2 protein-coding genes are annotated in these 1,388 nt (G+C 69.7%); both read left to right on the forward strand.

All coding sequences use genetic code 11. The features are described from left to right. Positions 1–828: Mu transposase domain-containing protein (locus JMV16_RS21155; protein WP_411565061.1), on the forward strand; the 828-nt coding region annotated here is incomplete at its 5' end. Beyond that, the coding region (locus JMV16_RS21160; RefSeq protein ID WP_201496309.1) for an ATP-binding protein at positions 818–1,388 on the forward strand (571 nt) is incomplete at its 3' end. The genes JMV16_RS21155 and JMV16_RS21160, both read left to right, overlap by 11 nt.

Here is a 1,388-nt window from a genome sequence, read left to right on the forward strand (position 1 = left end):
GTCGAGAAGAACGTGCAGGACAGCCGCCGGCGCATCTGGATCGACGCGGCCAAGGTCAAGTTCGGCAGCTTCACCGAACTCAACGCCTGGCTGGCAGATCGGTGCCGGGCGTTGTGGGAGGAGGTCCGCCACCCCGAGCACGACCAGTTCAGCGTGGCCGAGATGCTCGAGCACGAGCGGCCCCACCTGATGCCCATGCCGGCGCCGTTCGACGGCTACGTCGAGAAGCCGGCGCGGGTGTCCAGCACCTGCCTGGTGTCGGTGGCCCGCAACCGCTACTCGGTGCCGTGCGAGCTGTACGGGCAGATGGTCTCGACAAGGCTGTACCCGGCCAGCGTCGTCATCGTGGCCGACGACAGGATCATGGCGCGCCACGACCGGCTGAGCAACGCCGGGGAGACGCGGTACGACTGGCAGCACTACATCCCGCTGCTGCAGAGGAAGCCCGGCGCGCTGAGGAACGGGGCACCGTTCGCCGACATGCCCGAGCCACTGCAGCGGCTGCGCCGAGGGCTGCTGCGCAACCCGGGCGGCGACCGCGTGATGGCGCAGGTGCTGGCCATCGTGCTGACGGCCGGCCTGGATGCGGTGCTGGTGGCGGTGGAACTGGCGCTGGAGACCGGGCCACCGGGCAAGGTCAGCGTCGAGCACGTGGTCAACGTATTGGGCCGGCTGAACGCGCAGCCGGCGCCGCCGACGGCGGCCACGCACCTGAAGGCCATCACGCCGCCGCTGGCGGACACGGCGCGCTACGACAGACTGCGTGCCGACACCGGCGCCGACACCATTGACGCCACCGCCACCGAGGGAGCCGACCATGAAGCCTGACGTGCTGGTCGAGCTCAAGGCGCTGCGCCTGCACGGGATGGCCGGCGCATGGTCCGATCTGGTCGAGCAAGGCGGCAACGCCGGCATCGAGTCCTCGCGCTGGCTGATCGAGCATCTGCTGCAGGCCGAAGGCGTCGACCGTTCGATGCGCTCGGTGGGCCACCAGATGAAGGCTGCGAGATTCCCCGTGCATCGCGACATGGCGGGCTTCGACTTCGAGGTCTCGCCGGTGGACCGCAAGCTCGTCACCACGCTGGCCACCACGGCCTTCACCGACGACGCGCACAACGTCGTGCTGGTGGGCGGGCCGGGCACGGGCAAGACGCACCTGGCCACGGCCATCGGCGTGGCCGGCATCACCCGCCATGGCAAGCGGGTGCGCTTCTACTCCACCGTCGACCTGGTCAATGCGCTGGAGCAGGAGAAGGCCCAAGGCAGGGCCGGGCGCATCGCCACGAGCTTGCTGCGCCTGGATCTCGTCATCCTCGATGAGCTGGGCTACCTGCCCTTCAGCCAGGCCGGCGGGGCGCTGCTGTTCCACCTGCTCAGCCGCCTGTACG

Source organism: Rubrivivax sp. A210 (genome assembly GCF_904426505.1).
Taxonomy (GTDB): Bacteria; Pseudomonadota; Gammaproteobacteria; order Burkholderiales; family Burkholderiaceae_C; genus Rubrivivax.